The sequence below is a fragment of the Candidatus Dedyshia acidiphila genome (assembly GCF_051025295.1).
Taxonomy (GTDB): domain Bacteria; phylum Acidobacteriota; class Terriglobia; order Terriglobales; family Acidobacteriaceae; genus KBS-83.
In genome coordinates this window covers 41,220-64,565 of record NZ_JBMGJV010000018.1, presented here as the reverse complement: position 1 = coordinate 64,565, position 23,346 = coordinate 41,220, and the positions used below count along the sequence as shown (strand labels likewise).

Below are 23,346 nucleotides of genomic sequence, written 5' to 3'. Positions count from 1 at the left end.
AAATTCCCGGTGTGAGTGTCAGACCGTTTGTACCTTGCGGAAACGATCCCGGGCGATTGGTCTAATCGTATGCGTGCCGGGTGCTCTTGCGGAAGCCTCTTCCTCACTCTCACGCCCCATTTCCGTAACCACCGCGGCGATACTTCTGCAACGGAACAACTGCTTCGCAGTCAGTGGGATGCCGGCCTGGGTCGCTTGCGTGGTAATGCGGAAGATGGAAAGTGAGTCGCCGCCCAGCTCAAATAGGCTGTCTTCGACCGAAATGGGAGAGACCCCCAGGACACGGCTGAAGATCTCCGCCAACCGGCTCTCGAGCGGGGTGCTCGGGGGGACGATGGCCCGTTCCGGCGCCGCGGCGGGTGCCATCGGGGCGGGCAGCGCGCGATAGTCGACCTTGCCGTTCGGCGTCCGTGGGAACGCGGGCACCAGCAGCACGGCCTGGGGCTGCATGTGCTCCGGCAACTGGGAGCGCAGGTAGCTGCGCAGCTCTGCTGTCAGCCGCGCCGGCTCCATGCCGTTCCGCGGAATGGCGTAGAGCGCCAGCCGCCTGTCACCTGGGACATCCCCCGCCGTCGTCCAATCCGGATGCGCGTAGACGATCGCGGCCCGAACCTCCGGGAACTGCTCGGCCACGTGCTCAATCTCGCCGAGCTCCACTCGATAGCCGCGAATCTTGACCTGTGCGTCCCTCCGGCCCAGGAATTCGATCAGGCCGTCTGCCGTCCAGCGCGCCAGGTCGCCCGTCCGGTAGACCCGCTCGCGCCGGTCAGTTCCGCCGGCCTCGAGCGTGAGGTCAAGGAAGCGTTCTGCCGTGAGTTCCGGCGCGTTCAGATAACCCAGCGCCAGACCATCGCCGGCTGCATACAGCTCACCGGGAACGCCGACCGGTACCGGCCGCTGCGCCCGGTCGAGCAGGTAGACCCGGGTGTTCGCGATCGGCCGCCCGATCGGCACCGTCCCGCGATCGAGATCGCTCAGCCGGATGGTGTGGCAGCAGGTAAAGGTGGTGTTCTCGGTCGGTCCATAGCCGTTCACGAGCCGCAGCTCGGGTGCGGCTTCAAGCAGCGTGCGCACATGCGCGACCGACAGAACGTCGCCGCCCGCAAGCAGCTGGCGCAGCGGCTTCAGATCAGCGAGGTGGTCCATCACCATCAGGTGAAAGAGTGCCGCGGTGAGCCAAAGGGTCGTGATGCCGTGCTGGCGTATGGCCGCCCCGATCTCCTCCGGAGCCGGCCGGGTACCGGGCATCAGGACCAGGCGGCCCCCGTGCAGCAGCGCGCCCCAGATCTCGAACGTCGAGGCGTCGAAGGTCACCGGCGCAAGCTGCAGGATCACCTCGTCCGCGCCGAAGTGGACATAATCGGTGTTCAGCACCAGCCGCGCAATCGCACGTTGCGGCACCACCACGCCCTTCGGCTTTCCGGTCGACCCGGAGGTGTAGATCATGTACGCCGGTGCGGTGGCCGCGGCAGCGATCGGGGTGCGGCTGCCGGATGGAACCGTGGTCGGCACCGACTCTATTGCAACCGTCCGGCAGGGGAACGCGGCAAAGCGATCGCGCAGCCGCTCCTGCGTCAGCAGCAGGTGAGGCTGTGCGTCTTCGAGCAAGAGCGAGAGCCGCGCGGCCGGGTACTCGGGGTCGATCGGTACATACATGCCCCCCGTCTTGAGCACGCCCAGAATGGCGACGATCATCTCCGGCGAGCGCTCCATCGAGAGCGCAATGCGCAGCCCGGAGATGGTGCCCGCCTCCCCGGCCAACCAGCCGGCAAACGCGTCGGAGCGGCGGTCGAGCTCGCGGTATGTGACATTGCCGCTCTCAGCCACCAGCGCAATCGCGTCCGGCGTCCGCACAGCCTGCTCGCGGAAGAGGTCGGCCAGCGAACGGTCACGCGGATAGCTGGTCGTGGTCTGGTTCCAGGTAACGAGCTGCCGCTCGAGGTCCTCGTCGGACAGGACGCGCAACTCGCCCACCGTTTGCTCCGGTTCGGCAGCAGCGTCGGCCACCAGCAACTCCAACGAGCGCACCCAGCGCGCAATCGTCGCCTCGTCGAAGATCGTCGTGTTGTAGTCGCAGTCGAGCAGCAGGTCGGTGCCGCGGTCGACGAAGTTGAAGAACAGATCCGCCGAAGCAGCGGCCTTCGGGTTCGGATCCAGCCGCGCCGTCAATCCGGCGAAGGACAGCCCGTTGCCCACCTGCTCAAGGTTGAACTGCACCTCGGCGAGTGGCAGCCGCGACGGATCGCGTTCGAGCTTGAGCTGCTGGATGAGCGAGAACAGGGTGAACCGCTGATGATCGAGCGCGTCGTAGACCGCGTTCTGAACCTCTGCGGCCAGCGCGGTGAAGGGAGTCGCCGTCTCAGGATGCAGGCGCAGTGGCAGGAAGTTCACCGCGTGTCCGACATAGCTCTTGCCTGCAATCTCACGCTGCCCGGCCATGGGGATGCCGATGACCAGATCGTCCTGCCCGGTGAGCCGCGCGAGCAGCGCTGCGTAGCCAGAGAGCAGCGTGACAAAGAGCGTGCGGCCGGACTGCTGCGAGCTGGCGCGAAGCTTGTCGAGCAGCGCTCCCGGGAAGACATGGCGGTAGGTCGCGCCGGCATGCGAACGCAGCGCGGGACGCGGCCGGTCGGTCGGCAGCGCCAGCGGCTCAGGCAGACTCGCGAACTGGCATGTCCAGTAGGCAGCCACATCGCGCGCGTCGTCCGTCGTGCGTTCGGCCTCTTCATGGCGCGCCTGTTCAAGCAATGAGTGCGCGGGGGCAAGCTTCGCTGTCGTTCCCGTCACCGCGGCAGAGTAGAGGGCGCCCAGCTCGGTCGCGAGCACGTTTATCGACCAGCCATCGAGCACGATGTGGTGCGCCGTCAGCAGCAGCGCATGCCGGTTGGGCGCGAGCGTGAGCAGAGTCAGGCGGAAGAGCGGCCCCGCGAACAGATCGAACGGAGTGGTCGCTTCGTGGTCGAGCAGCGCACGGCGGCGCGCGGCCTGTTCGTCAGCCGGCAGGGCGGACCAGTCCTCCTCGACCAGCGGCAGCTCGGGTGCCGCATGGGTCACGCGCACACGGTCGCCATCGGGCGAGATGGTCAGCCGCAGCGCCTCATGCCGCCCGACCAGGGTGCGGAAAGCATCAAGCAGCTTCGTGCGATCAAGCGGGCCATCGAGCTCGAGCGTGACCGATTCATTGAATGCAGTGCTCGCGGTTGTGTCGAGCTGCGAGGCGAGCAGGATCTCGCGCTGCGGGGCAGTGATGGGGGCCTCACTGATTTCAGCATCAGCTTTCGAATTGAGGTTTGATCCGGCTGGTTTGCTCGTTGCGCTCGCGGCTGCGACGGCGGCAGCAGGGACGCTCGTGGGGCGGGGCAGCGCTTCACCCTCGCGCATCGCTTCGAGCGCGCTCTGGAAGCCGCGCCGCACCTCTTGCAGATCAGCCTCGGTGTGGGCCGTCGTGAGGAAGCAGGGGAAACCCTCCTGCAGATGAACGCCTTGTTCGCGCAGGTGATAGTAGATCAACCGCGCCAGCCGTGACTCGGCCGGCGATGGGAAGAAGAACCACGACGAGAAGCTCTCGATGCGCGAGGGGAAGCCGAACTCCGAGAACATCTGGCCCAGGTCGGCGACCAGCGACGCTGTCCGCGCGTTCAGCGAGGACTGAAGGGACGGCCCCTGCTCCTGCAGATGTGTCAGCACGGCGCGGACGGCCGCCATCGTGAGCGGATGGCGGACAAAGGTGCCGGCGAAGAACGTAACGCCGACCGTCGGCAGCGAGCGATCGCCGAACTGCCAGCTGCCGCCGTCGAGCGCGTCCATGTAGGTGCGGCTGCCCGCGATCACGCCGACCGGCATGCCACCGGCGACCACCTTGCCGTAGGTGGCGAGATCGGCGCGGATGCCGAACAGCTGCTGCATGCCGCCGGGATGTGTGCGGAAGCCGGTGACGACTTCGTCAAAGATCAGCGCAGAGCCGGACTGCTCGGTGATGGCGCGCAGCTCGCGCAGGAACTCCACCGGCTGCAGTGCCGGATGACGGCTCTGCACCGGCTCGACCAGCACGGCGGCGATCTCATCCTGACGGCGGCGGATCACGTCGAGCGCAGCCGGCGATCCGTACTCGAGTACCAGCATGTTCTCGACGCTCTGCCGCGGGATGCCCGGGGCTGCCGGCATCGAGCGCTCCGCGCGCGTCGACTTGACCAGCACCTCGTCGATCTGTCCGTGGTACGCGCCCGAGAACAGGACCACCAGGTTGCGTCCGGTCACGGTGCGGGCCAGCCGCATCGCGGCCATCACTGCCTCGGAGCCGGTGTTGCAGAACGAGACCCGCTCGTTGCCGGTCATCGCTGCCAGCAGCGCCGCGCACTCGCCCGCGAACTCCGTCTGCGGACCGATCGGGAAGCCTAGTTCGAGCTGATCGCGCACCGCGTCGGTGACGAACTTCGGAGAGTGTCCGAACAGGATCGAACCGAAGCCGTTCAGGATGTCGATGTAGCGTGCGCCATCCTTGTCCCACAGGTACGCGCCCTGCGAGCGCTCGATCACCAGCGGGTAGACCATCTCCTTCCACTCCGGGTGGAAGCCCGACGCGACGCGCGGATCGGCCAGCACGCCACGATACTGCTCGACATGCTGCTTCGATTGCGCGGTGCGCGTGTTGTAGCGCGTGATCAGCTCGCGCAGGTACTGCTGCTGGCGCGGCGTGAGCGCCGCCTCCTGCCGCAGTTCGAGCGGCTTCAGCGGAACGGTGGTGCCGAGCGTCGGCTCAGGCGCCGTGGAAGGCTGCGCCGCGGCAACCGAGGGCAACGGCTTCGCTAGATCGACGTGCGTCGCCATCGAGGGGGCGGCCCCGGGTGGGGGTACCGATGTCGCGGACGTGGCTGGAACAGCGGCAACGGGCGCAGCCGCTGCCGGCGAGGGCGCCATCGTGCCCAGCGCGGCCATCTGCCGCTGAAACAGATCCGACATCGCCTGCATCTGCTGCGCAAACAGCGCGGCATAGCCTTCGGCCGGCGCGGCAGCTACAGGGTTGCCAGTGGCGGCCGCGGCGACGGTAGGCGGCCCGGCCGGCGCAGGCGGCGCCACCTGGATGTGCGGCCGCAGGTGGTCAGCCAGCGCGGCAAAGGTACCGTATTCGCCCATGATCTGGCGGAAGGTCAGCTTCACGCCGTAGCGGGCGCGCACCGCCTGGGTGAGCTGCGTGAGAAACAGTGAGTCGAGCCCCAGCTCCACAAAGGAGGTGGACGCGGGCACCGCGGTGAGGTCCAGGTCCGACAATTCGGCGACCACAGACTTGAGTTCGGTGACAGCCGCATCGGGCGATGCGGCTGGAGCGGAGTTGGCGGGGCCCGGGGATGCGAGGTGCGAGGCAGGGGCAGCCATGGTCAGTCCTTGAAGATCGTGCGCAGCAGATCGATTGGGCGCGGGGAGGCTCTGATTGGCCGCCGCCGCAGTGGGGTTGGATGAGGGGGCGACGGCATGCGGCGCGTCCACCCAGTAACGTTTGCGTTCAAACGGGTACGTCGGCAATAGCACGCGCTGCGGCCGGTCGGTGTGGTGCGGATAGGCCGTGCGCAGGCGCTGCCACTCTGGTTCGATGCCGAGCGCCGCCAGCCGGGCGAGTGAGGGCAGAAGGCCATCAGCGGTCGCATCTGCTTCGAGGCTCGGCAGGATGCGTGCTCCGTCGAGCGAGCCGGCCAGTGTCTGGCGCACGGCGCCGAGCAGGTTCGGCACCGGGCTGATCTCGAGGAAGATCGCGTCGCCGGCCAGTGTGCGGTGGGCAGTGCGGACCGCATCGGCGAATCGCACCGGCTCACGCACCTGCCTCGGCCAGTCCCATGTCGCCAGGTTTTCTGGCGTCAGCGATTCGCCGGTGAAGCTTGAAACCCAGGGCAGCGCTGGTGCGGAGAGTGTCAGATCGGGCAGCGCAGCGCGCAACTGGTCGATCACCGGCTCCATCGCGCGGCTGTGGAAGCCATGGGAGGTGACCAGCCGCCGGGTGGCGATGTTCTGCGCGGCAAGCGTCGCGGCGAAGGCGTCGATCGCCTCCGCGGGGCCGGAGACGGTGACTGCCTGCGGCGCGTTCGCCGCCGCCAGGTCGAGCTCGCCCGGAAGCAGCGCGCGGACCGTCTCTTCGCTGGCCCGCACGGCCAGCATGGCGCCGTCCGGCTGCTCCTGCATCAGGCGACCACGCGCGGCGATCAGTACCAGTGCCTCTTCGAGCGAGAGCGCGCCAGCGAGCGTCGCGGCGGCGAACTCCCCAATACTGTGGCCGAGAACCATCGCAGGCTCGACCCCGTAAGACTGCCAGAGCCGGGCCAGGGCATAGCAGACCGCAAAAATGGCGGGCTGCGCCAGCCGGGTCTGGTTCAGACGGCTCTCAGGGTTGGGTTCGCCTGTGTCTGCGTCCGATTGCGGGTAGAGCGCCTCGAGCAGGCTCTCCCCGAGAAGCGGCGTCAGGATGCGGTCACAGCGGTCGAGCTCTTCGCGAAAGACTGGCTCCCCCTCGTAGAGCTCGCGCCCCATCCCGACCCGCTGGATGCCCTGGCCGGGAAAGACAAAGACAACGCGTGGGGTGCTGAGCGCCTGGACCGGCCTGGCCAGCGGGCTCGAGAGGGCCGCCGCAGCCAGCGCCGGGGTACGGGCCACAACGGCCGCGCGCCAGGGCAGGCGGGTGCGTCCGTCGGCGAGCGTGAAGGCCACATCGTCGAGCGGCACGTCCGGGTGCTGCTCGAGCCATCCTGCGAGCGCCTGACCGGCACTCGTCAGAGCCGTCGGGGTCCCCGCAGAGAGCAGCAGTAGCTGCGGGCCTGGAGCCTCTCCGAGTGTGTTCTGCTGGCGCGACTTAGACGAGTACTCCTCAATGACTACATGAGCATTGGTCCCGCCCACGCCAAAGGCACTCACACCGGCCCGGCGCGGTGCGCCCGGAGCAGGCGTCCACGGCTCATGGTCGGCGGAGAAGCGGAAATCCACGGAGCTGTCGGCCAGCACGCGGCCGATCTCAGGATTCAATGAGCGGAAGTGGGCCAGTCCCAGATGTTTGCCGTGCTCGATCTCGAGAAGGGTCTTGATCAGCCCGGTAATGCCGCTCGCGACATCGAGATGACCGAGATGTCCTTTCACCGTGCTCACCCGGACGACTGGGCGAGATCCGTGTTCCCGGCCCGCGAGGCTGCGGCGGTAGGCCTCTGCCAGCCCGGCGATTTCGATCGGGTCACCCAGCGGCGTGCCGGTGCCGTGCGCCTCGATGCGGGTGATGGTAGCGGGATCGACCTTTGCCATGGCGTGTGCTGCCGCAATCACCGTCGCCTGCCCCTGCGGGCTGGGCGCGGTGTAGGCGCCCTTGCCGGCGCCATCGTTGTTCGTGGCAAAGCCGCGGATCACACCCAGGATGCGATCGCCGTCACGCTCGGCATCGGCCAGCCGTTTGAGCACGACCACGCCCGCACCGGCGCCAAACACGGTGCCCTGCGCGTCGGCATCGAACGGCCGCACGACGCCATCGACCGAGACGATGCCACCCTCTTCCGGCAGATAGCCGCGCCCCTGGGGGAAGGTGATCGAGACGCCCCCGGCGAGCGCCATGTCGCAGCCCCCCGCCATCAGACTCTGGCAGGCCTGGCAGACCGCAACCAGCGACGTCGAGCAGGCCGTCTGCACGGTTACGCTCGGGCCTTTGAGGTCGAGCTTCCAGCTCACGCGTGTGGGCAGAAAGTCCTTGTCGTTGCCCATCATGGTGACGTAAGAGCCGGCCTGGTAGTCGGCGGTGAAGCGCTCAAGGAAGCCGCGGTCCCGCGCCAGGTTGTGCAGCAGGTACGTGTTCAACCCCGAGCCGGCAAAGACCCCGATCGTTGCCGAGGCGCGCCGCGGATCGTGCCCGGCGCGTTCGAGCGCCTCCCAGCAGACTTCGAGAAAGACGCGCTGCTGCGGGTCCATCTGCTCGGCTTCGCGGGGATAGATGTGAAAGAGGGCTGCGTCGAACTGGTCGACATCTTCGAGCACCGATCGCACGGCGACATAGCCCGGCTGAGCCGAGATCTCGGGCGGCACTTCGAGCTCCTCGGGCGCGAGACGGCGCACCGACTCGCGGCCAGCGAGCAGGTTCTCCCACAGCGCCTCCGGCGTCTTCGCGCCAGGGAAGCGGCCCGCCATGGCGATGATGGCGACGGCCGGGGCAGCAGGGCCGCTCGTTGCTGCGGCTGGGATTTGCGATGTTCCTTGTGAGGCTCTGCGGGCGTCCACACCCGCCTCCTCCGACCCTCCATCCGAGTGCGGAGAAGCAAGTTCAGAGCCTCCCGCCCGACTGCGGGAGTGAGGAGCCTGCGTCAGCGAGCGGGCCGTCGGCGCAGCAAACAGGGTGGAGACGGGCAGGTCGAGCAGGTGCTCTGCCCGCAGCCGGCTCATCAGCCGGGCGGCGAGCAGGGAGGTGCCGCCTGCCTCGAAGAAGTTGTCCTCCGGGCCGAGCGCGGGCGCAGCCAGCATCTGGCGAAAGATCGCCAGCACGGCACGCTCGCGTTCGATCAGTGGGACCGCCATCGCTGCTGCTCCTGTTCTCGAGGAGGGCCTGGACGCATCCCCCCTGGCCCTCGTCCGAGATCTCCGCCTACGCGCTGGCCGTCTCGGTGTGCGCTGCCTCCGGGGCCCGGGTGCGCGCTGCCTCGGGCGCACGGGCCGCGGTGGCCACCAGCGTCGAGCCGCGCTGCTTGCGCAGTTGCCGCTGGAACTCTTCCACATCGCGCACCAGCGCCGGGTCCACCCGGTCACGCGTGACCCGGTTCAGCGCCACGGCCACGCCCGGCACATCGAGCCGCTCGAGCAGCTTGGCCGCGCGGTTGAGCTGGTGGCGCGTCGTCCGCCCCGACTGCACGATCAACACCGTGCCGTCGGCCACGCGGGCCAGGTACTCGGTATCGGCCGAGATCAGGATCGGGCTGCCATCGATCAGCACGACGTCGTAGTCGTCCTTCACCTCGTTCAGGATCTGCGAGACAAACGTGCCGCTGTAGATCGGGTTGCCGGCCGTCAGCGGGCCGTTCTGCACGTGCACCGAAAGATCGGAGCCTGCGGCGCGGCGCAGCTTGTCGGCATAGCGGCCGGTGTTGGGCTCGGCTGCCGGCGCTGCGTCGTTGCGTACGTAGGCGATCTTGCCATCGATGTTGGTGGCGGCCACGGTCAGGGTGTTCAGGCCGAGGTTGCGCAACTGGCGCCCCAGCTTCTCGACAATGGTCGTCGTGCCGCTCTCGGGTGCCGTGGCGGTGAACAGGAAGGTGCGCGCCTGGGCCGTGTTGCGGGCGTGCTGGATGCCACCAGCGAGCCGCAAGAGGTACTGGCCGCTGGCCTCGCTCGAGAAGTCGTCATGGTCGAGCAGCACCCCGATCGGCGGAAAGCCGATCACGTGCTCGACATCGCTCGAGGTGTAGACGTACGGATCGATTGCGTCCGCAGCCAGCGCCACGCCGACACCGCTGGCAAGCGAGAGAAACAGCGCGGCGAGGAGGAACATGACCGTATGGTTCTTGGCCGGAATCAGCGGAACGATCGCCGGCGAGGAGAGGTGAACGGTGCCCGGCGAGCTGCCCTCGAGTTCGAGGTCGCGGATGCGCGTGCTCACTGCCGAGTAGCTGTCTTCTAGCCGCAGGATGTCCTTGCCCATCTCCTTGGCCTGCTGGAAGCGCGGCGCTGCCGCGGTGGCCTGGTGAGTCTCGGCCATCAACTGACCGGCGATCTGCTGCTCGACCGAGCGAGCCCGATCGAGCTCTGCCTGGAACTGCTGCTCCTTGCGGTCGGCAATGGTCTGCTCAGCCTTGCCCACGCTCGATGCCAGCTGCTTGTCGATCTCCTTGATCTCGGCCTCGTCCTGGATGTAGAGCGGGTTGGTCGGCGTCAGCGGACCCATCTGCGCCATCAACTGCGCGCGCCGCGTATTCAGGCTCTGGCGGATGGTCGAGAGCCCGACGTCGGTGGTCGCCGAATCGGCGGCGAAGGCGGTCAGCGCCTTGCCACGGTAGGTGCGCAGCTGAGCCTCGGCGGCGATGCGGGCAGCCTTCGCCTGGGCCAGCGTCTCGTTCAGCCGGCGGACGCGCTCGTCAAAGGAGTTGCCGGGATCGTCACCGGTCGAGACCTGGGCGACACCGAGCTGCTCCATCAGCTTCGCTTGATCCGCCGAGCGTCCATCGAGCTCCTGCTGCAGCTTGATCCGCTCCTGGCGCAGCGTGGCCAGCCGCTCGTCGCGGCCGTAGAACTCGTCCTTGTGCTGCTTCGCGACGAAGGCATCGGTCACCGCATTCACGGTGGCGGCGGCCTTCTCCGGGTCGCGCGCGGTCAGCGAGATCTTGATCTGGAAGGTCTGGCCGACGCGGTCCACGTCAAGCGAGTGCTGCAGCCGGGCCACGGCCGAGCCGAGGCTCTCGCCGGGATGCTGCCAGGTGCCGGGAGCGAGCTTCTGGAGCGCGGCGGCCAGGATGTCGTAACGGCTGACCGTCTGGACCTCGTCGGCGATGTAGTTCTCGTACGGCCGATCCTGCTCGCGGTTGGCCTCGGTCGACAGCGTTGCCGGGAAGGTGGGCGAGATATACGCGTAGCTGGTCGCCGTGTAGCTGGTGCCGCCCATCTGCCATGCATAGAAGCCGGTGAGCACCAGCATGACCGCGACCACCCAGCTGACCAGCGTGCGGTGACGCCGCAGACTGGCCACCAGTTGGATGGGGCGGCGGCGGGTCTCCTGGTCAGGCGGCGGCAGGGAAGGCCGCTGCGGGAATACCACGGGGGTCAGGGCGGTCTCGGATGTGGTCTTCATGGGGGTCTCTCGTCTCTCCTGCCTGGTGTTTAGCTGCTGGTCCCGGGCATCGCTGCCCGGGCTGCTCAGATGGTGTCGCGCTGTTCAGATTCCGTTTCGGGGCTCCTTGCCCCGGGGGTCTTTCTACTCCGGATCTAGCGAATCGTTCCGGCGAAGTACATGGCGCCGGTCAAGGGGCCCAGTTGCTGCAGGACGTACCCGGTCTTCGCCAGTCCGCCGCGCGGCACATAGATGACCTCACCCGGCTTGAGCGAGACTTCGAGCGCACCGGTCGGGCTGAGCAGCTCCTTGTAGCGAATCGGACGCTTCGAGCCGGTCGTCGGATCGATGATCAGGATCTCCGGGTTGCCACCCGCCTTCTCGGTGATCCCACCCGCCTCGGCCAGGGTCGAGGGCAGGGTCGAGTTGTGGGTCAGCTGGATCGCGCCCGGGTGCATGACCTCGCCCAGCACGGAGACGAAGCGGTCCTGATCGTTCGGCACGAACACGGTGTCGTTGCGGCGAAGACGCATGTCCGCCATCGAGCTGCCCTTAGCCAGCAGGCTCTGCACATCCACCCACATGGCCTCGTCGCTGCCGCGATAGATCGCCACCCGCTCAGGAATGGGGTTGTCGATCGTCCGCCCCGCACCCACCGGCGGCCGGATCAGCCCGGCGCGCGTGATTGCCTCGAGCAGCGTCGGTGTCTGGTCGAAGTAGAGGATGCCCGGGTGTTCGACGTAGCCCGTGACCAGCACCCGGTTCGACCCGTACTTGTCCACACCCACGATGCAGGTCACGCTGGTGTAGTACTTGTCCATCGCCTGCTCGATCGCCTTGCCGGCCTGCTCACGGCTGAGGCCACCCACCTGGATCGCTCCCGCCATCGGCAGCGTGATCCGCCCGTCCGGCCCGACCGTGTGCTTGCCCGACAACTCGGGACGGCCCGGGAACTCGAGCGTGATCTCGTCCCCGCCGCCGAGCTGGTACTCCTCGCTCGCGGACGGCTCGAAGGCCCGGAGCTGGGTCATCGGGTTCTGCTTGAGCTCGGGTGTCGTCGTGCTCGCGCCACTGGTGGTCCCGGCAGCGGCAGCCGCGCCGGGCGCGGTCGTCGGCACCTGGGCCAGCGCTGGCAGGCCGAGAGCGGTGGTGGCGAGCAGGAGGCTGGCCAAAGCAGAGAGGTTCGGTGAGCGGTGAGCCGTCATGGGGTTGACACTCCTAGAGACACGTGGGAGAGGGTGGCGGGGGCAGGCCCCGAACACCATCCGGTAAACAGCAGGAAGCGACACAGCAGGAAACTTCGAAGACCGGCCCCGGGTCATGAGCGCACCTTGGCCACGGGCGGCAGCGGACGCGGGCCCCGTGGACCTTCGTTGACAGCCCGGGCGGCGGGTAGGCTTTCGACCGGCGCCGGGAAAGGCAGCGTGACGGCCTCCCGCTCGGTGCGCACCCAGCTTGCGTCCGTGCGCGCCGAGAGCAGCGTCCGCGGCACCAGCAGCAGCTTCCACAGGATGTAGCCGGGGACGGCGGCCAGCGTGCGCACCACCTCCCAGCCGCTTTGACCTTCGGCGGCCGCCAGACCGACATGCAGCGAGAGGATGGCGAAGCCCAAGAGCGCGTAGTTGGCTGCCCAGCCGAGGGGCAGGAACAGTGCCAGGGCCAGCAGCGGCACGGCCGTGGCGAGCGGCAGCGTTCCCAGTTCGAGCGCAGGCTCGATCAGCCGCGGCGAGCCGGTGCGCAGCAGGCGACCGAGCAGGCGCGGCATCCAGACCTGCACCATGCGCAGCCGGCCACCTTCCCAGCGGGCGCGCTGCGACCGTGCGGCATCGCCCCGGGTCGGCAGCTCGCTCGCGACCGTCGCGGCCTCGAGGAACTCTACGCGTACGCCCTGCTCGACCAGCCGGAGGTGGTATTCGAGATCTTCGACCACGGAGCTGGCCGCGTACGGCACGCGGGCGAGCACATCCGCGCGCATCCCGAAGCCGTTGCCGAAGATGCCCGACGAGAGCCCGAGCTGCGACCGGCCGCGTGGCCGGACGACATTGAAGCCCAGAAAGCCAAGCGCCGTGAGACGCGAGCGGGGACCGCTGCCGCGCACTACGTACCGCGCCTGGAAGGCTTCGGCGCCGCTGTGGACTGCGTCGAGCACAGCCGCCGAGAACCCGGGGCGCACGATCGAATCGGCATCGACCACGGCCAGCACCTCGGCCCCGTCGGCGATCGCGCGCTCAAAGCCGGCGCGCAGCGCGGCCCCTTTGCCCTCGCGGCCCGCGTCCTTCAGGACGAGCACATCGGCGCCCGCCGTGCGCGCCACCTGGGCCGTGCCGTCGTTCGAATTGTGGGCGATCACCAGCACCCGGCCATGGGCCGGGAGATCCTGCCGCAGACTGAACACACAGCGACCGAGCAGAGCCTCTTCATTGTGCGCGGGCACGACCACGGTCAGGCGGGTGAGCGGGGTGGCTGAGCCAGCGGCAACAGCTCCTGGCAAGCGCGATGCGGACCGGAACCGCCCGGCGCCAAGCGCCGCCAGCGTGACCAGGCCGAGTTCGAGCACCGTCGGCGCGGTGACGGCGACCAGGGTGATCGCGGCGATCTCGACGACGCGGCCGGACAGGACAGCCCGCACGGAGGCCGGCAGTGCGGCAGCCAGAGCGGACATGAGGAGAGGCGAGGCCATAACTAACTCCACACCCTGCGGTACTGGTACCGCAGCGAGGACGGCGCAAGGGGAGCGACTGCCGGCTGAAGAGCGGGCGCGACGGCCGGACGGGGGCGCAGCGCCTGCGACCAGCCCACCAGAAGGAAGAAGAGCGTGTAGGTCTGCGCACCCAGAAAGACGGTCGTGATACTGAGCGCCAGCGTGACAAAGATGCCGAGCAGGCAGATGGCAAACGAGGCATCCGTCCGGTCGCGCGTCGTCAGCGCCACGCGCAGCAGCCGCGCGGATGTCCCCAGGATGAGCAGGACGAAGATGGTCAGCCCGAGGAAGCCCTGGGTCAGCGTGATGTTGAGGTACTCGTTGTCGATCGAATCCTGACCATCGACGATGGGGAAGTGGAGGCCGAAGCCCAGCCAGCCGCCCCGCATGATTTCGGGTGTGTAGTTGACCAGCAGAAGGCGCCGGTACTGGGCGTTCTGCTGATCCATGCTGCCCGCCGCGTGATTGACAGCGGTGTAGCGATTCAGGACGACATAGAAGATACCCGCCAGCACGATCGAGACCAGCGTGACATAGAAGAGAGCCCGCTTCTGCCGCCGCGCCCGCGCCGCGATCACCAGCAGGATGCCGAAGGCGCCGGCCAGCCACGGACCACGTGACTGGGTCATCCAGACGCCCGCTGCGAGACCGACGAGCAGGTAGGTGGCCTTGCGCCCGGGCAGAAACTCGAGTCTGCGGAACTTGTTCTCCCACAGCTTCCGACTCGAGATCCAGACAGCGAACATCAGGGCGCTCAGCAGAATGCAGTCGGCCAGGATGGGATGGGTGTAGGGCCCGGAGATGCGGCCATAGCCCCAGCGGAACTGCATCACGAGGTGGGTCTTGTGTTCGAAGAGGCGGTCCGCGATCTCGCGGAACCAGTCGCGCTCCATCCGGTACTCGTAGACCGAGAGCAGCGACACGGCAAACGCCAGCGTCACAAAACGCTTGATCCAGCTGACCCGCAACCCCGCCTGCTCGATGCCTACCTTGCCGATGATGTAGGGCGGAACGCAGGCGAGCAGGGTAGCGGTGCCGAGCGCGAGGCCGGCCGACTGCCCATCCGAGTTCCAGTTCGACATCATCGTGCTCAGCGCATAGGCGAAGACCAGCAGATCCGTGACCGTGTGCTGCCAGCGCGAGCGGTACTTCCAGGCGAGCGCCAGTGCAACGGGGACGATGGCCAGCATGAACGGGTCGATCTCGACGCCCTTGAAGCGGAACCCGCTGCCATAGGGCCAGAGCATCATCAGCGGCAGAATCACCGCCAGCACGGCACGCTCCGGCCCGACGCGCCAGAGCGCGATCAGGGCAGCGAGACATCCGAGTGTGAGCAGTAGTGCCAGCATAGGGATTCCGTAGAACAGGAGCCGTCGTACAGCAAGGGGCTAAAAATATTGCCAGTGTAGGGCGGTTTCGCTACCGGCCGACATACTCGTCTGGTGCCGGGGTCATAGCGGAAGTACCCTGCACCCTGGACCGAAAGGCATGGGCCGGAGATGCCGGAACTGCCTGGGGGCGGAAGGCGAGCACGCGCTCATTTCCGGTCGGCGACCAGCCGGGCGCTGCCGGCTCAAGCCGTCGCAGCGCATCGGGCACGCCCGGCGCCACACGCAGTGCGTGGCCGAGACGCGCGCTCCGCACGACCCGGGCGAGCGCGGGGGGCATGCCGGTCAGCCAGACCTCGCGTCCGAGCAGCGTTGCCCAGCGCAGAGCGCGGATCAGCAGTCCCACGGCGTCCGGCCCGAGATAGCTGGCGTCCGATAGATCGAGCACGACATGCCGGCCTTCGGCAAAGGCGTCGGCCAGGGCGCCACCGAGGCGCTCGACCACAGGCCCGGCGCCGTCGCCGGACAGCTGCAGCAGCGCCACTCCCTCCCCGACCTCAACGCGAAGCTGCGCCAGTCGGTCCTGCCGTCTTTGCATTTGGTAAAGACCCATCTCGAAAGGCAGATGCCGAATCAGACCGGAGGCGTTGCCGCTGTAACGCCGCAGCAGGCGTCGCGGCTCCTGAAAGGTGCGAAACAGCCATTCGAGCCCCGAACGCTGCATCCACTCGGGCGCACGGGACATCTGCCCCGCCAGCAAGTCAAAACTGCCACCGACCCCAATCGAGACAGGAACCGCCAACCGCCGGCGATGCATGGAAATCCACTTCTCCTGCTTCGGGTTGCCAAAGGCAACCAGCAGAATATCGGGCCGGGCGCGCTCGATTTCGTCCAGGATGGCCGCGTGGTCCATCGCTTCGAGCGAGGTATGGGGCGGCGCCAGGGTGCCGGCGATCTCGAGTTTTGGGTAGCGCGCGCAGAGCGCAGCAGCGGCCCCGGCCAGGCTCTCGGGCGTGCTGCCCAGCAGGAACAGACGGTAGCCGTGGTCGGCAGCACGGGCGGCAATCTCCGGCACCAGGTCGACCCCGGTCACGCGCTCCCGCAGCGGCGCGCCCATAGCACGGGATGCCCAGACCAGCGGCATGCCATCCGGCAGCACCAGATCGCAGCGGTGCAGGATCTCTCGCAATTCATCGTCATGCACGGCGTGCAGAACAAAATCCGTGTTGGCCGTGGCGATCTGATGAAAGTCGCCGGCGGCGACCCACTCATCGATGCGGTCGAGCACCTCACGAGTCGAAACATTGTCCACCGGCACACCGAGAACCGCGACCGGACGAGTGCCAAACCAAGGCTGCATCACGCGTATTTCCTCTTCAGTAGAACAACCCAGGACAAAAACAAAGGTCATGAGGGACAGAGTGAGGACGACAGCCTCGCCGGTACCAGCGAGCAGGGTGGCGGTCCAGTGCGTCACCTTCCGGTCTGATCTGCCGGCTGGGAGACGGAGTCGCTTGGGAGAGGACCGGCAGGGCGCCGGCTCGTGAGAGCCCCCTGCCGCGACGAAAACTCAGGAGGCTTGGCGGTTCTCCCGCAGCAGGGCAGGGAAGGCGACGACCTTCTCGCGTTCGAAGAGCCAGTCGGGATCGCACTGCAGGGCGTCGGCAATTGAGCGGCGGAGGGAATCCCCTGGCTCGCGCGTTCCATTGACGATCCGGCTCAGGTACGCCTCGTGGATGCCTACCATCTTGGCCAGGCGATTCTGGCGAATTCCTGTCTTGTAGATTGTCAGCTTCAGATTCGGGTAAATAGATCTCTCGTCGACCTTCACTTTTACGCGCCTCGCTCAAGCTTTGCTTGTACTCAATACATCGGCAATGGACCCAAACGTACAACGAACTTGTAAGAACTTGCACAGAGCTTTGGTACCCGGAAAGTCACCTGCTTTGCGCAGAAGTAACGAGGAAGCTAGGGCTTTTGAGGGTTGCGCCACTCGAGGAGAACGCCCGGGCTGGGTCGCCCGAGTGGCTGGCAGGCTAGATAGCAGAGCTTCCATCAGGAAATGGGCCGCAGCAACGCCCGCCCGGCTGCTCTGCCTCAGGCCAGCCGGCCGTGTAAAGACTTCATTGTCTGAGGATGATTGCAAGGGGTTGCCCGCAGAATGACAAGCAGTAGTTGAGATGCCAAATCACCGGATCACGACGTATGACAAGACGGTCAATCCGGGCGCGGCGCCAGCGTTGATTGCCAGCTGGTCCAATGCCTCTGGCGTGTCGGTGACGGACTCCGGCAGTGCTGCAGACGCTATCTCGGCAGAACTTGCTGCGGTGAAGCAGAGTTCGCACACGCCATACCCGCCCTCAGTGGGCAGTGGCAGGCCAAAGATTCGGCAGGTGTGCGGCCGCGCTGCATAAAGGTCACAGGTGCCGCTCGTTGGGTCAAGGATCGGGCACGGTTCATCATTGCCGAAACCAGCGAAGTCATCCGTCTCAATTCCCGTTTTGGGATCGAGCATGAGCCGCCCCGTCGCGGGATCCCCTGGAAAGTCGGGCTCGAGCCTTGCCCAGGAAGCGCGGCCGCGCTCACGAATGCGCGCGAGGCGCTCCGGATCGGTGTTCTCGATAACGACAAGCGCGGTCTGGATGCGGAGGACATCTGCAGGTCCGACAGGGAAGACCCCGACACAGCACTGCGTACACCCGGGGCGGCATGCGACATGGCTGCCGGCACGCGTTGCGGACGTCACGAACGCGCCATCCACGAGTTGGACGAAGGCGTGGTCCTGTCCGTGAAATGTATGGGTCGGGTCGGCGGCCATCCCAGCAGGATCGCATGAAGCATTGGTGCTTTGGACTGAACGGGGAATGTGGGCGCCGGGATGTGAAGGGGTGCGTACCCGGCCGGTGCGCCCGCGCCGCAGCGCGGCGCACCGGGTTCGAGGACAGCGGTAATTAGAAGATTTTGCTAGAAGGACTCAGCGAAGCGATTGGCTGACTTCGAGACCTTGTTCGCGATCTTGTCTGCCTGGCTGTAGACCTTTGTCGCGTGCTTGCCGAAATCGTCGGCCGTGTCGCGCAGGTACTCGCTAGTGTCACCCAGTTTGCGCTTCCACTGCTTGCGGGTCTTGTCACCGGTCCGGGGAGCGTACGCGAGTGCTACGGCCGCACCTGTCGCTACCCCAATTGAAAAGACTGTCAGAACCTTGAACATCGGCATTCCTCCTTGTGTATGTCAGCGCGCGGTGTGAATCAGCGCAGATGCGCCTCTGCCGCGGCCGGATCTCGTGACCGGAATCTTTGTGTAAGAAGGGTACGCCGGGGGAGGGGTTGTGCCCCGAGGGATTATCGAGTCTGGAGGACTTCGGCAGGCGGCGCGGGTGCGACGGAACCGGTGCTCAGCCCCGAGGATTCAGTACCGGGCGTGGCAGGGCTGAAGTGAGGCACGCTGCGATGCGAGCGGTGGAAGAGTCCGTGGTGCGGATGAGCGGCCTGCTCCAGCTGATCGAGCAGGGCGGGCGAGACGCCCGGGGTGAGGGTGTTGCGCAGGGCCGCAGGATCGAAGCTCGGCTCAGCTGTCGACGACGCCAGGAACGAGGCGTGCTGCGGGCTGGTTGCGAACAGCAGCGGGGTGGCGGCGTGCGGGACTGGTTCGGCGTAGACGAAGCAAAGCGACATGACCAGCATGAAAGCGGCGAAGTAGATCAGAAGGCGGAACCGGCGGTAGGTCGTTTCCATGCGCGTCACTCCAGGGTCGGGGGTTCAAGGGCGACAGGTGCCTTCTCTGGTTCCTGTTGCCTTCCTAGGTTCACTCGGGTTGGCAGCATCGGAGAATCGCACACAGGTTGTAGGAAGGTCCGGGCGGTCGCGGTCGAGAGTGCTGAGGGTCACCGGTCCAGTAATGAGTTGGTACTCTGCTGAAGGTGAGAGCCGGGGAAGGCTCCCGGGGTTGCCGCGAAGCATGTGCAGGAGGACGTTCCGGGGCTTCACCAGGCCTGGGTAGAAGAGCAGCTAAGTCCTTGCCTGCGTTTGATATTTGGGCAAAAATGCGCTATGATTTTAGAGGATCAGGGGAAGGGCACCACGCTAGAGTGCCGAGGCCAGAAAACGGCCGGGTTCCGGTCCTAAATCTTCTCCACGCTGAGGAACAACAGAGAAATGGCAAAGCGTCGCGGAAATCCAAATTGGGGCAAGCCGGAGCCGATCGGTCCCGTCGTCCCTACGGTGACTTCGTTTGAACAGGTCGTGAAGGAGTTCAAGCTGACACCGGACCAGTACGTCCGTTCGACCCGCCTTCGTGAGTGGGCGCGCCGCAACAAGAACTCGAAGTACATCCCGGAGTCGCTGCTTGAGGCCTGGGGTTTCGAGATCGAGTCCACGCTCTAAGCGGCAGCACACGCAATCAGAATTGCGACAGACGCCACCCCCTCCGGGTGGCGTCTTCGTTTTTGCGTCAACGAATCCTGGTCCGGCGGGGACGCGGCGAGCATCGACTACCAAGCGCCAGTACTCGCGCGGGAGAGTCACATGCCAGAAAAGAGCGATGGGAAGCGGATCGCCCTGATCACCGGGGCCAACAAAGGAATCGGATTTGAGGTCGCGCGGCAGTTGGGTGCCGTCGGGTACCTGGTGCTGCTCGGCGCCAGGGACACGGGGCGCGGACAGGAAGCAGCCAAGCGCCTGCAGGCGACTGGCGCGACGGTGGAACCGCTCACCATCGATGTGAACAACGAGGCATCGATCAGAGCCGCGGCTGAGGTCGTGCGCGAGCAGTATGGGCGTCTGGATGTTCTGGTCAACAATGCCGGCATTGCCGATCTCGGTGCCGATGGCGCGCCCAGCACAGTGCAACTCGACGTGCTCGAGCGGACGCTGCGGACCAACCTCTACGGACCGATCGCGGTGACGCAGGCGATGTTGCCGTTGCTGCGCAAGTCTCCCGCCGGGCGCATTGTGAATGTCTCGAGCGGGCTCGGTTCGCTGACGCAGAACGCGGATCCAAACTGGGCGTTTGCCGGGATCAAGCCGCTGGGCTACAACACCTCGAAGGCTGCGTTGAATATGTTCACGATTCACCTCGCCTGGGAGCTTCGCGACACGCCGATCAAGGTGAATGCCGCCGACCCTGGCTACACGGCGACCGATATGAACGGCAACCAGGGCACGCAGACCATCGAAGAGGGCAGCGAGGCGATCGTGCGGCTCGCGCAAGTGCCAGCAGACGGGCCAACCGGCGGCTACTTCGACCGGCACGGGGTCGTCCCCTGGTAGTGGGTCAGGCCGCTGCTCGGGCTACTTCGCAGGTAGCAGCGGCTTGGCGTCGAGCAGTGGCACCTGCTCGACGATTTCAAGATCGAAGCCCTCAAGCGCAGGCACGTGTGTCGGCGTGTTGGTGAGCAGCCGGATCTTGCGAATGTTGAGATCTGCCAGGATCTGGCCGCCGATGCCGACATTGCGCAGAACGCGCTGCTGGCGCTCCTCGTGCGCCGGGTCCGGGTGCATCTCACGCGCGCGGGTGTCGCGGTGCAGCTGGATGCGGGCCGGCTGCTCGCGCCGGTCGAGTTCGAAGCCCGGGCTGTTGTTGTGCAGGTAGATGAGCGCGCCTCGGCCCGCGGCAGCAATGCGTTCGAGTGAGCGCTCGAGCAGCTCGCGGCAGTCGCAGGTGGTTGCGCCGAAGATGTCGCCGGAGAGGCAGTGCGAGTGCACCCGCACCAGTGTGGGCGCTTCGGAGGTGGGGTCGAGCGGTCCGCGGACCAGCGCCATGTGACTCTCCCCGCCGTCCACTTCACTCTCATAGGCGATCAGCGTGAAGTCCCCGTAGCGGGTGTGGATCGGCGACTGGGCGACGCGGTGAATGTAGCGCTCGTGCCGCAGCCGGTAACGGATCATCTCGGCGACGGTGAGCATGCGCAGGCCATGCTCGGTGCAGAAGCGCTCAAGGTCGGGCACGCGCGCCATGGTGCCGTCGTCGTTCATGATCTCGCAGATGACACCGGCGGGAATCAGCCCGGCCATGCGCGCGAGATCGACTGACGCTTCTGTCTGCCCGGCGCGCACCAGCACGCCGCCTTTGCGCGCGCGCAGCGGGAAGATGTGGCCGGGCCGCGCGAGGTCGGCAGCGGTGCTGGTCGGGTCGATGGCGACGCGGATCGTGTGCGCGCGATCCGCAGCCGAGATGCCGGTGGTGACACCCTCGCGTGCTTCGATGCTCTCCGTGAACGCGGTGCCAAAACGGGAGGTGTTCTCCTGCGTCATGGGCGGCAGCCGCAGGTAGTCGGCGCGATCTTCGGTCAGGGTGAGGCAGATGAGGCCGCGTCCATACTTCGCCATGAAGTTGATCGCCTCCGGCGTGACGAACTCGGCGGCGAGGGTAAGGTCGCCCTCGTTCTCGCGGTCCTCGTCATCGACAACCACGATCATGCGGCCGGCCTGAATTTCGGCGATGGCTCCGGGGACGTCGATAAAGGGAGGATGCGGCATGGATTGCTCCTGGCGAAGCGGATGAGTGCGGTACTAGTGCTCACTGGTGCTGGAGTGAGGATGCAGCGGCACCCGCCAGAAGTGCAAACTTTGCTGGGTGAGCGAACGTCAGCCCTGCCGCCTTCTTCCGCAGCGCATCGGCTGAGCCGGGCTAGGCGGGGTCGTTCTGGAGCTCTGGCAGGGGCAGGCGGCCGGCGAGGCCGCGTGCCTCGAGCTCGCGGCGCAAGTCGGCGACCGAAGTGAACAGGATGGCGTCGATGCCGAGGGCGCGCGCCGCATCGATGTTGCGGGGCAGGTCGTCGATGAAGATCGCTTCGCTTGGCGCCACCCCGAGCCGCTCGAGCGTGTGCTGATAGATTGCGGGATCTGGTTTGGCCGTGCGCAGCTCGCAGGACCACGTGAGGTGCGTGAACTGCGCGAGCCAAGGGAAGTTTTCGCGCATGTAGGCGAGGTTGACCTCGCCCATGTTCGAGAGGATCGCGGTCTTGATGCCGGCCGCCTGCAGCTCCGTCGCCCAGTGCAGCATGGCGGCGTTGAGGTTGGCCCACATCAGCGAGTCGTAGTGATGGAAGGCGGCGAGCCGCTCCGGTGTCAGGTCGAAGCCTGCGCCCTCGGCCACCTTCTGCCAGTAAGTGTGCGCGTTCAGCGTGCCAGCGTCGTAGTCGTGGCGATGCGCCCAGTAGTGCTCTTCGAAGACCTCGTCCGTGACGCCTGCCGTGGTCACGAGCCCGGTGTGCGCGTCGGCGTCGGGCAGTTCGCTGAGCACCTTGCCGAAGTCGAAGATGACAGCCTTTGGAACCGTTGCGAGGGCAGCAGGAGAGTCGTTCGCAGTCACCTCTCTATTATGCAATTACGGGTATGCCGACAGGGGAAGGCCACGTGCGATTCGCGGCAAGGACAGGCTGGGCGGAGGAGGAGACGGCGTGGTCGCGGGCGCTGGCGGAGCGACGAGCCGCCGGGCTGCGGGTGCTCGACCTGACGGCGTCAAATCCGACGCACTGCGGCTTCCGCTATGCCGACGACCTGCTGGATGCGCTCGCGGCCGAGGGAGCGCGGCACTACGATCCTGATCCGCGCGGCATGGCGCACGCGCGGGCAGCGGTGGCTCGCTACTACGGCGATCACGGAGCGCCGGTCGACCCGGACAGCATCGTGCTCACGACAAGCACCAGCGAAGGTTACAGTTGGCTGTTCCGCCTGCTCTGCGATCCGGGCGACGAGGTGCTGATCGCGCAGCCCAGCTATCCGCTGTTCGACCTGCTGGCGACGATCGACGATGTGCGGCTGACGCCGTTTCCCATGCTGTTCGATCCGGCAGGTGACCCGGGGTGGCACCTCGATCTGTACGGGCTGGCTCAGCAGGTGACGCCGCGCACTCGAGCGGTGATCCTCGTTCATCCCAACAATCCCACCGGCCACTACACTGCGGCCGCCGAGCGCGAGGCGCTGATCGCTTTTTGCCGGGAGCGCGAGCTCGCGCTGATCGTCGACGAGGTGTTCCTCGACTATTCGTGGCCAGGGCGTGGGGGCACGCCGCACACGTTTGCAGGGAACGAGTCCGACGCACTGATCTTCGTCTTGAGTGGACTGAGCAAGGTGGCTGCGCTGCCGCAGATGAAGGCGTCGTGGATCATCTGCGGCGGGCTGGAAGAGCAGAGGCGCGAAGCGATGCGGCGGCTCGAGATTATCGCGGACACCTTTCTCTCGATGAATGCGCCCGTCCAACACGCATTGCCGGGGTGGCTGGTTGGGCGAGGAGCCATGCAGCAGCAGATCCGGGAGCGCGTGGCTGCGAACCTTGCGGTGCTCGATGACGCGATCGCGGAGGTACACGGCATGACGCGACTGGCTGCGGAGGGCGGCTGGTACGCGGTGCTGCGCACGCCGCCATCGGAGGACGGCGATGCACTTGCCACCCGGCTGGTGACAGAGCGAGGGGTGGCGGTCCATGCAGGCAGCTTCTTCGGTTTTGCCGAGTCGAACCGGCTGGTGATCAGCCTGCTGCCGGAGCTGGTTGTGTTCCGCGACGGCGTGCGCGAGATGCTTGCTGCGATGCCCAGCACCTGACGCTCA

Annotated in this window: 15 protein-coding genes; 3 read left to right on the top strand and 12 right to left on the bottom strand. The window is 66.7% G+C overall.

What is annotated here, in order from left to right; genetic code table 11:
* Nucleotides 1-18: 18 nt before the first annotated feature.
* From AC5IJH_RS09555 to AC5IJH_RS09510, 10 genes are all read right to left on the bottom strand, one after another.
* Nucleotides 19-8,529 (bottom strand): amino acid adenylation domain-containing protein, encoded by an 8,511-nt coding sequence (locus AC5IJH_RS09555; RefSeq protein WP_491902586.1) that lies wholly within the window; start codon nt 8,527-8,529, stop codon nt 19-21.
* A gap of 67 nt (nt 8,530-8,596) precedes the next feature.
* Complete coding sequence (locus AC5IJH_RS09550; protein WP_491902585.1) at nt 8,597-10,789, bottom strand: GumC family protein; 2,193 nt, start codon at nt 10,787-10,789, stop codon at nt 8,597-8,599.
* A gap of 134 nt (nt 10,790-10,923) precedes the next feature.
* Nucleotides 10,924-11,973, bottom strand: a complete 1,050-nt coding sequence (locus AC5IJH_RS09545; RefSeq protein WP_491902584.1) for a polysaccharide biosynthesis/export family protein — start codon at nt 11,971-11,973, stop codon at nt 10,924-10,926.
* Between the two features lie 113 nt (nt 11,974-12,086).
* Entirely contained in the window at nt 12,087-13,460 is a 1,374-nt protein-coding gene (locus tag AC5IJH_RS09540) for a glycosyltransferase family 2 protein (RefSeq protein ID WP_491902583.1), read from the bottom strand.
* Nucleotides 13,451-14,818, bottom strand: coding sequence for an O-antigen ligase family protein (locus tag AC5IJH_RS09535; protein WP_491902582.1), 1,368 nt, complete (start codon nt 14,816-14,818; stop codon nt 13,451-13,453). Before AC5IJH_RS09535 ends, AC5IJH_RS09540 begins: the two co-directional genes overlap by 10 nt.
* 70 nt (nt 14,819-14,888) lie before the next feature.
* Nucleotides 14,889-16,157, bottom strand: a complete 1,269-nt coding sequence (locus AC5IJH_RS09530) for a WecB/TagA/CpsF family glycosyltransferase (RefSeq protein WP_491902581.1) — start codon at nt 16,155-16,157, stop codon at nt 14,889-14,891.
* A 210-nt stretch (nt 16,158-16,367) separates the two neighbouring features.
* Nucleotides 16,368-16,628 (bottom strand): helix-turn-helix domain-containing protein, encoded by a 261-nt coding sequence (locus tag AC5IJH_RS09525; protein ID WP_491902580.1) that lies wholly within the window; start codon nt 16,626-16,628, stop codon nt 16,368-16,370.
* A 357-nt stretch (nt 16,629-16,985) separates the two neighbouring features.
* On the bottom strand, nt 16,986-17,615 hold the full coding sequence (locus tag AC5IJH_RS09520) for a YkgJ family cysteine cluster protein (protein ID WP_491902579.1): 630 nt from the start codon (nt 17,613-17,615) through the stop codon (nt 16,986-16,988).
* A 146-nt stretch (nt 17,616-17,761) separates the two neighbouring features.
* Complete coding sequence (locus AC5IJH_RS09515) at nt 17,762-18,007, bottom strand: YtxH domain-containing protein (RefSeq protein ID WP_491902578.1); 246 nt, start codon at nt 18,005-18,007, stop codon at nt 17,762-17,764.
* Between the two features lie 131 nt (nt 18,008-18,138).
* On the bottom strand, nt 18,139-18,531 hold the full coding sequence (locus AC5IJH_RS09510) for a hypothetical protein (RefSeq protein WP_491902577.1): 393 nt from the start codon (nt 18,529-18,531) through the stop codon (nt 18,139-18,141).
* Between the two features lie 420 nt (nt 18,532-18,951).
* Here AC5IJH_RS09510 and AC5IJH_RS09505 point away from each other — a divergent pair, with 420 nt between their 5' ends.
* Entirely contained in the window at nt 18,952-19,179 is a 228-nt protein-coding gene (locus AC5IJH_RS09505) for a hypothetical protein (protein ID WP_491902576.1), read from the top strand.
* Between the two features lie 141 nt (nt 19,180-19,320).
* Complete coding sequence (locus AC5IJH_RS09500) at nt 19,321-20,064, top strand: SDR family oxidoreductase (RefSeq protein ID WP_491902575.1); 744 nt, start codon at nt 19,321-19,323, stop codon at nt 20,062-20,064.
* A gap of 21 nt (nt 20,065-20,085) precedes the next feature.
* Here AC5IJH_RS09500 and ribB read toward each other — a convergent pair whose 3' ends face one another.
* Nucleotides 20,086-21,273, bottom strand: a complete 1,188-nt coding sequence (gene ribB, locus AC5IJH_RS09495; protein ID WP_491902574.1) for a 3,4-dihydroxy-2-butanone-4-phosphate synthase — start codon at nt 21,271-21,273, stop codon at nt 20,086-20,088.
* Nucleotides 21,274-21,424: 151 nt separating this feature from the next.
* Nucleotides 21,425-22,108, bottom strand: a complete 684-nt coding sequence (locus AC5IJH_RS09490) for an HAD family hydrolase (RefSeq protein ID WP_491902573.1) — start codon at nt 22,106-22,108, stop codon at nt 21,425-21,427.
* A gap of 23 nt (nt 22,109-22,131) precedes the next feature.
* Between AC5IJH_RS09490 and AC5IJH_RS09485 the strand changes: the two genes are divergently transcribed.
* On the top strand, nt 22,132-23,340 hold the full coding sequence (locus AC5IJH_RS09485) for a pyridoxal phosphate-dependent aminotransferase (protein ID WP_491902572.1): 1,209 nt from the start codon (nt 22,132-22,134) through the stop codon (nt 23,338-23,340).
* The last annotated feature ends 6 nt before the right edge of the window (nt 23,341-23,346 follow it).